This is a genomic window from Mycobacterium sp., from assembly GCF_040398885.1.
Lineage (GTDB): Bacteria > Actinomycetota > Actinomycetes > Mycobacteriales > Mycobacteriaceae > Mycobacterium.
Genome location: NZ_JBBATF010000005.1, coordinates 35,279 through 43,828, shown reverse-complemented (window position 1 = coordinate 43,828; position 8,550 = coordinate 35,279). Strand labels below are relative to the sequence as shown.

The window sequence follows — 8,550 nt, the reverse complement described above, 5'->3', positions numbered from 1 at the left end:
GGCCGGCTGCACTACGTCTACAACTTCCTGGGGATCAAGCCCGAGCAGGACTTCGTCTCGCCGCCGCTGAGCCCGGGCAAGCACACGCTGGGCATGGAGTTCAAGCGGGAACGGGCCGGAAAACACGGCGAGTCGCTGGGCACCACCGTGCTCTACGTGGACGGCAAAGAGGTGGCCAAGGGCCCGATGAGGGCCCAGATCGGCAAGTTCACCCTGTCCGGGGATGGTCTGTGCGTCGGCTATGACAGCGGTGACAACGTCTCCGAGCAGTACAAGTCGCCGGGAACGTTCACCGGCGGCACCATCCAGGCTGTCGCCATCGACGTCAGCGACAAGGCCTACGTGGACCTCGAGCGCGATGCGGAGGCGGCCTACGCCACCGATTAGGTGTGATGTCGCAAGACATCGGAAGGGGTCTGAACCTGCATCAGGTTCAGGCCCCTTCCATGTCGGCCACACCATGCGGAACCACCAGGCGCCACAGATTGGGCGCGCGGGTGGCGGGTCGGCGCCGGCGGCAAAGGTAATCTGATCCGATGCCAGGGCCCACCACTCTGTACGTCTTCCCGCACGCGGGCGGGTCGCCGAAGTACTACGTCCCGTTCTCCAGGGCGTTCAACAGTGACGTCAGACGGATCGCCGTGCAGTACCCGGGCCGGGACGGCAGCCACGACCTGGGTTCGTTCAGCACGATCGGCGACCTCGCCGAACGGGTGGCTCAGTTGCTGCCCGCCAGTGACGGCCCGGTGGCCTTCTTCGGGCACAGCATGGGCGCGCTGGTGTCCTTCGAAGTCGCGCGGCGGTTCGAGGAGGCCGGCCGGCCGGTCGCGGCGATGTTCGTGTCGGCGTCCGCGGCGCCCGGCCGGATCGGGTCCGATTACATCCCCGAGTCCGACCGCGGCCTGCTCGACGCGGTGCAGGAGGCGACCGGTGTCAACCCGGAGTTCCTGGAGAACGAGGAGTTCGCCGCCCGGATTCTGCCGACACTGCGCGGGTTCAAGGCCATCATGAAATACGACTGCCCGGCCGAGGCCACGGTGTCCTGCCCGATCGCCGCCTACCTGGGGGACGAGGACGAAATCGCCACGCCGGAGAAGGTCAGGCCGTGGGCTGAGCGCACCACCGGCGAGTTCACCATGCGGGAGTTCCCCGGCCACCATTTCTACCTCAACGATCATTTGCCCGAACTGGTCGGTGATATCGAGGCCAAGATCAAGGAGTACTGCGAAACCTGAGGTAGAACGCGGAAACCAAGAATTTGCCATGCAGGATGTAAGCTTTCTCTCAGGAACGCATGGCGTGACGCGTTTGAGCTCCATACTTTTGTCAGCCTGCCGGACGTCGTCCGGGGGGCTTAGTTGATGCCGGAGACGTGAGTTGTCCATTCCTGAACTTCTCAAAGCCAGGGCGGAGCAGATGCCCGACGGCTTGGCGTACACGTTTCTCGACTACGACGTCGACCCCGCGGGATTCGCGGAAACGCTCACCTGGTCCGAGCTGTACCAGCGGGTACAGGCGGTGGCGGCGCGCCTGCTGCAGTCCGGGTCGCCCGGCGACCGGGCCGCGATCCTGGCCCCGCAGAGCCTGGACTACATCGCCGGGTTCTTCGGGGCCATGCACGCCGGATTCATCGCCGTCCCGTTGCCGGTTCCGGCGCCCGGCGGACTGGACGAACGAGTCGTCGGCGCCCTGCGCGATTCGGCCCCGACCGCCATCCTGACCACCTCGGAGGTCGTCGGGGCGATCGTGCCCTACGCCGGCGCCCAGCCCGGCGGATCCGCCGCCGAGGTCATCGAGATCGACGCCGTCGACCCCTGTTCCGGCCCGGTGCCGCCGGCCCCGGCGGGAGTGCCCGATTCGGCGGCGGCCTACCTGCAGTACACCTCGGGTTCGACCCGCCAGCCGGCCGGAGTGGTCCTGACCCACCGGAACGTGACCGCCAACCTGGACCAGATCCTCACCGACTACGTCGAACACATTCCGGGCGGCGCTCCCGAAGACGCGACCATGGTGTCCTGGCTGCCCTTCTACCACGACATGGGCCTTGTCATGGGCGTGCTCGGTCCGCTGGTGGTCAACCGCCGCGGTGTGCTGATGAGCCCGATGGGATTCCTCGGCAGACCTTCGCGCTGGATTCGGCAGCTGGCGTTGAACCCGCGCGCGTTCAGCGCCGCACCCAACTTCGGGTTCGAACTCTCGGCGCGGCGCACCTCCGACGCCGACATGGCCGGCCTGGACCTCAGCGGCTGTCTGGGCATCATCAGCGGTGCGGAACGAGTACACCCCGGCACGCTGCACCGCTTCAACGAGCGTTTCGCGCGGTTCGGGCTGCCGGTCTCGACAGTGCGGTCGTCCTACGGACTGGCCGAGGCGACGGTCTACGTGGTCTCCTCCCCGGGCGGCCGGGCGCCGACCGAAGTGCGCTTCGACTCCGAGAAGTTGGCGGCCGGCCACGTTGAGGTGTGCGCTCAGGGCGGTTCGGAGCTGGTGGGCTGCGGCCGACCCCGGACCTGCGACGTGCGCATCGTCGACCCGGAGTCCGCCGTGGAACTGCCCGACGGCAAGGTCGGCGAGATCTGGGTGCACGGCGAACAGGTCTCGCCCGGATACTGGCGCAATCCGGAGTTGTCCGCGCGGACCTTCGGCGGCCGGTTGGCCCACCCCTCGGAGGGCACCCCGAGCGGACCCTGGCTGCGGACCGGTGACCTCGGAGCGGTCTTCGACGACGAGTTGTACATCATCGGCCGGATCAAGGACCTGCTGATCGTCGACGGGAAGAACCACTATCCCGAAGACATCGAGCACACCATCGGCGAGATCACCATGGGCCGGGTGGCGGCCGTTTCCATCCAGGACGACACCACCGAGAAACTCGTCGCCATCGCCGAGATCAGACCACCGGCGGGCGCACCCGACGAGGCCGCCGCGGCGGTCAAGGACCTCAAACGACGCGTCGCCGCGGCCGTCCGGGATGTGCATGGTGTGCGGGTCGCCGACCTGGTTCTCGTGGGTCAGGGCGCGCTCCCGATCACGACCAGCGGGAAGGTTCGGCGGTCGTCCTGCGGCGAGCAGTACCGGCTGGACCGCTTCAGCCGGGTGGATGCCCAGTGAGTCCGGACATGCAGCCCCCGGACGAGAACGGCCTGCGGCGCTGGCTGGTCGACTACCTCGTCGACCCGATCGGCCTGAGCCCCGACGAAATCGACTGCGACGCGCCCCTGAAGGACCTCGCGGTCGGGTCCGCCGACGCGGTCGTCATGATCGGCGAACTCTCCGAGTTGCTCGGGCGGGAACTGTCGCCGGTGGATCTGTGGCAGTACCCGACGGTCAACGCGCTGGCGAAGTATCTGACCGGGGGAGAGGTGGAACCGGTTCCGCTGCCCGACGGCGGCGAGGAGCGGAGCGCGTCCGGGGATCGCGAGCCGATCGCGGTGATCGGGGTGGGGTGTCGTTTCCCGGGTGGTGTCAGCGGCCCGGACGGCTTCTGGGACTTCATGGTCGCGGGCCGATCCGGTGTCGTGGAGGTGCCCGAAGGGCGCTGGGACCGTTTCGAGGACGGCTCGCCGGCGCAGTCGGCGGCACTGGCCTCGACCACCCGCTGGGGCGGGTTCCTCGGTGACGTGGCGGCCTTCGACGCCGAGTTCTTCGAGATCGCGGCCGCCGAAGCCGACAAGATGGACCCCCAGCAGCGGCTGCTGCTGGAGGTGACCCAGGAGGCCCTCGACAACGCCGGCATCCCGGCCCAGACGCTGCGCCACTCCCAGACCGGTGTTTTCGCCGGCGCTTGCCTGGCCGAATACGGGTACCTGTCCGCCGCCGACCTCACGACAGTGGATCCGTGGTCGGGCACCGGCGGTGCGCTGAGCATCATCGCCAACCGGCTGTCCTACGTCTTCGATCTGCGCGGCCCCTCGGTGACGGTGGACACGGCCTGCTCGTCGTCTCTGGTCGCCGTGCACATGGCCTGCCAGAGCCTGCGGTCGGGTGAGTCCGACGTCGCGCTGGCCGCCGGAGTCAACGTACTGCTATCACCCGCGCCCACAAAGACTTTCGACGTCGTCGGGGCGATGTCGCCGTCGGGTTCCTGTCATTCCTTCGACGCCGCGGCGGACGGTTTCGTGCGCTCCGAGGGCGCCGGGGTGGTGGTGCTCAAGCGGCTCGGTGACGCGCTTGCTGCCGGGGACCGGGTGCTGGCTGTCGTGCGGGGTTCGGCGGTCAATCAGGACGGCCGCTCCAACGGGTTGATGGCGCCTAATCCGGCGGCGCAGATGGCGGTGTTGCGCTCGGCCTACGCGGCGGCGGGGGTGGACGCGCGTGAGGTCGACTACGTCGAGGCGCACGGCACCGGGACGCTGCTGGGTGATCCGATCGAGGCGCGGGCGCTGGGCACGGTGCTCGGTAAGGGCCGGCCGGCCGATGCCCCGTTGCTGATCGGTTCGGTGAAGTCGAACCTGGGTCATCTCGAGGCGGCGGCCGGGGTGGCGGGGCTGGCCAAGGCGGTGTTGGCGTTGCATCGGGGTTCGATCCCGGCCACGGCGGGCTATGAGAACCCCAATCCGCACATCCCGTTCGAGAAGCTGCGGTTGAAAGTGGTTGCCGAGCAGACTGATTGGCCGGACCGTGGTCGGCCGCGGCGGGCGGGGGTGTCCTCGTTCGGGTTCGGCGGGACCAATGCCCATGTGGTGCTCGAGCAGGCCCCGGCGCAGTTGCCCCCGCCGTCGGAGCCGGAGGTCTCGGCGGCGGTGACGACGTTGGTGGTCACGGGCAGGTCCGGTGAGCGGATCGCGGCGGCGGCGGGGGCGCTGGCCGACTGGATGGAGGCCGAGGGCGCCGGTGCGGGCCTGGCGGAGGTGGCGCATACGCTGAATCATCACCGCGGTCGGTCCGGGCGTTTCGCCACGGTGTGCGCCCGGGACCGGGTTCAGGCGGTGGCCTGCCTGCGGGCGCTGGCCGACGGCCAGTCGGCGCCCGGTGTCGTCGGGGCGCACGAGGGTTCGTGTCGCGCGGGTGTGGTGTTCGTGTACTCCGGGCAGGGGTCGCAGTGGGCGGGGATGGGCCGGCGGCTGCTGGCCGACGAGCCGGCCTTCGCCGCCGCGGTCGACGAGCTGGAGCCGGTGTTCGCCGAGCAGGCCGGCTTCTCGCTGCGCCGGATCCTCGACTCCGGCGAGCCGGTCGTCGGAATCGACCGGATTCAGCCGGTTCTGGTCGGTGTGCAGTTGGCGCTGACCGCGTTGTGGCGCTCCTACGGGGTGCGCCCCGACGCGGTGATCGGGCACTCGATGGGCGAGGTCACCGCCGCGGTGGTGGCCGGCGCGCTGAGTCCGGCCGACGGGCTGAAGGTGATCGCCACCCGGTCCCGGCTGATGGCCCGGCTTTCGGGGCAGGGCGCGATGGCGCTGCTGGAACTCGGCGGCGCCGAGGCCGAGGATCTCCTGGCCGACTACCCGGACGTGAGTGTGGCCGTGGAGGCCTCCCCGCGGCAGGTGGTGATCGCCGGGTCGCCCGAGCAGGTCGAGGACCTGATCGCGAAGGTGGCGGCCAGGGACCGGCTGGCGCGCCGCGTCGACGTCGACGTCGCCTCGCATCACTCGATCATCGACCCGGTCCTGCCGGACCTGCGGACCGAACTGGCCGGCCTGAGCCCGCAGCCCCCGGGCATCCCGGTCTTCGTCACCACCGGCGGCCGCCCGGCCGACGCGGCGTTCGACGCCGAGCATTGGGTGGCCAACCTGCGCAACCCCGTCCGGTTCAACCAGGCGGTGGCCGCGGCGGGCGCCGACCACGCCACGTTCATCGAGGTCAGCCCCAATCCGGTGCTGACCTACGCCATCGACGACACCCTCGCCGACACCCACCACCATGCGCTGGGCACCCTGGCCCGCGACGCCGACGAGACCCTGGTCTTCCACGCCAACCTGAACGCCGCCCACACCGTCAGCCCACCGGAGACGCCGCATCCGCCCGAACCGCACATCCCGCTGCCCGCCACCCCGTGGCAGCACACCCGGCACTGGATTCCGGCTCCCGCGCCGCGGCACAGCGGTGCGTCGGCGCCGGCGGCCGGAACCCTGCTGGGCGCCCACACCACCGTCGCCGGGGCCACCGCCGGGCACCTCTGGCAGGCGCGACTGGTGCCCGGCTTCGGGCCGTACCCGGGCTTCCGGCGCATCGCCGGCGTCGAGGTGGTCCCGCCGTCGGTGCTGGTCCGGACCCTCGCCGCCGCGGCCGCCGAGTGCGGCGCCGCCGGTGTCGAGGACGTCAGGTTCGACAGCCCGCTCACCTTCGAGCAGCCCTGCGCGGTCCAGGTGTTCACCGACGGGGAGACGGTCACCATCTCCTCGGCCCCAGCCGAGGACCGGTGGATCGGGAACGTGACTGCCCGGGTCTGCGCCCGAATCGCCCCCGGTCCGACCGACGACGCCGATCCCGACGGCGCCGAGGTCCACGATCCGTCGGCATTCGACGAACTCATGAGCGGCTGGGGTGTCGAGGGCCGGGCCTACGAATGGTCGCTGGACGTGCACGAGTCGACGCCGGGCCGGCTACGGGCCGAGGTCGTCGTGCCGGAGGGCCCGGCCGACCCGACGGCCGCGCTGCTCGACGCGGCGATGGACCTGGCCCGGGTGGTCGGCGGGCCCGATTCGCTGATGCTCCCGGTGGCCGCGGACAGTGTTCACCTCGCCGCCGAGGCGCCCGCGCACTCTCGCGGCGCGATCGACGTCCGGCGGCGCGGCGGCACGGGGGAGGACCTCGTCGTCGACATCACCGTCCGGACCGCCGACGGGCTCACCTGCGCCGAACTGCGCGGGGTCCGGTACCAGGCGGTGCACACGTTCGCCCCGACCGCCGACCCCCGCAGCGTCGCCCACGTCATCGAGTGGCAGCCGTGGGATCCGGGCGCCGAACCCGCCGCACCGGCCCCGGTCGCGGTGCTGGGGGACACCGCCGCGGCGCGGGCCCTGCGCGACGGGCTCGATCGCCTCGGGTTCCCGGCCGCCGAACCTGGCGACGCCCGCTACGTCGTGTACGTCCCCGATGCCGACGGCCCGGAGGACGACGTCGACGCCGCCGCCCGGCTGGTCTGCGAGGTCGGCGACGCGGTGTCGGACCTGGTCGATCGGGATCCCCGCAACCCGGGCGCGCTGTGGATCGTCACCCGCGGCGTCCACGAGGCGGGCACCGAGTCCGCCCAGCGGCAGAGCTGCCTGTGGGCGCTGGCCGGGGTCATCGGCGCCGAACAGCCCCAGGTGTGGGGCGGGCTGGTCGACGTCGGTCCCGCCGACGATCTCGCCGGCTGCGCGAGCGCCCTGGCCCCGGTGCTGCACACGTCGTCGAAGTCGGTGCTGCTGCTGCGTGACTCGACGCTGCTGAAATCCAGCCTGGGACCGTTCCCCGGCGCCGCCGCGCGGCCCGCACTGCGCTGCCGCCCCGACGGCGCGTACCTGATCACCGGCGGGCTGGGCGACCTCGGCCTGCTGATGGCCGGCTGGCTGGCCCAGCGCGGCGCGCGCCGCCTGGTCCTCCTCGGCCGCAGCGGGCTGCCGTCGGGCGGTGACGCGGCCGCGGATCCGGCCGCCGGCCGGCGGCTCGACGCGATCCGGGCACTGCGGCGGCGCGGGGTGTCCGTGGAAACCGTCGCCATCGACTCCGGTTCCGCCGAGGCGATGCAGACCCTTCTTGCTGATCGCGAAAAAGCCGGTGCCGCACCGATATTGGGCGTCATCCATGCCGCCGGCATCACCGAGGGGCAACTGCTGACCGACCTCGAGCCCGAACGGGTCCGGCAGACCGTGTGGCCCAAGATCGCCGGCGCGCAGGTGCTCCACCGCGCGTTCCCGCCTGGGCGCCTGGACTTCATGTACTTCATCGCCTCGGCCGGGTCGGTATTCGGGGTGCCCGGCCAGGCCGCCTACGCGTCGGGCAACGCCTATCTCGACGCGCTGGCCCGCTCGCGGCACCGGCAGGGCGACAACACCGTCAGCCTGGACTGGGTGGTCTGGGAGGGGCTCGGGCTGGGCAGGGACGTCCAGATCGTCGTCGACGAACTCGAGCGGGCGGGGTCGCGGCCGGTCCGGCCGGGCGAGGCCTCCGCGGCATGGGAGTACGCCAGCCGCCACGACGCGGCGCAGGTGGTGATGGCTCCGCTGCGGGAGGGTGCGGAGGCCGCCGAGACCCAGGTGGCCCCCGCGGCGACGGCGTGGGCCTCGATGTCGCCGGAGGAACTGCGCGCCGAACTGCACCGTGGTCTGCGGTCCATCCTGGCGGCCGAACTGCGGGTTCCCGAGGACCGGGTCGAGGTGGACCTGCCGTTCGCCGAGATGGGCCTGAACTCGGTGACGGCCATCTCGATCCGGCGCCAGCTCGAGCAGTTCGTGGGGATCGAACTGTCGGCGACGATGCTGTTCAACCACCCGACCATCACGAGCTTCGCCGACTATCTCGCGATCCGGCTGGTCCCGGGCGCGGGCACCGACGACCTCGACGACACCGACGACTCGGCCGGGAGCGTGCTGGACTCCCTGTTCGACACCGTCGAGTCGACGTCCTGAC

Annotated in this window: 3 protein-coding genes and 1 pseudogene; all 4 read left to right on the top strand. The window is 71.1% G+C overall.

Annotation, left to right across the window (positions count from 1 at the left end):
* A pseudogene (locus tag ADBZ5U_RS01090) lies at window positions 1-387 on the top strand (arylsulfatase); the annotation flags it as partial.
* A gap of 149 nt (window positions 388-536) precedes the next feature.
* Window positions 537-1,235, top strand: a complete 699-nt coding sequence (locus ADBZ5U_RS01085) for a thioesterase II family protein (protein ID WP_526261476.1) — start codon at window positions 537-539, stop codon at window positions 1,233-1,235.
* A 142-nt stretch (window positions 1,236-1,377) separates the two neighbouring features.
* Entirely contained in the window at window positions 1,378-3,111 is a 1,734-nt protein-coding gene (locus ADBZ5U_RS01080) for a fatty-acid--AMP ligase (RefSeq protein ID WP_526261473.1), read from the top strand.
* 8 nt (window positions 3,112-3,119) lie between these two features.
* Entirely contained in the window at window positions 3,120-8,549 is a 5,430-nt protein-coding gene (locus ADBZ5U_RS01075) for a type I polyketide synthase (protein WP_526261480.1), read from the top strand.
* Window position 8,550: the final 1 nt, after the last annotated feature.

What these genes read in the sequence shown, in the direction of transcription:
- ADBZ5U_RS01075 (WP_526261480.1), top strand. Translation starts at nt 3,120, where the DNA reads ATGCAGCCCCCGGACGAGAACGGCCTGCGGCGCTGGCTGGTCGACTAC.
- ADBZ5U_RS01085 (WP_526261476.1), top strand. Translation starts at nt 537, where the DNA reads ATGCCAGGGCCCACCACTCTGTACGTCTTCCCGCACGCGGGCGGGTCG.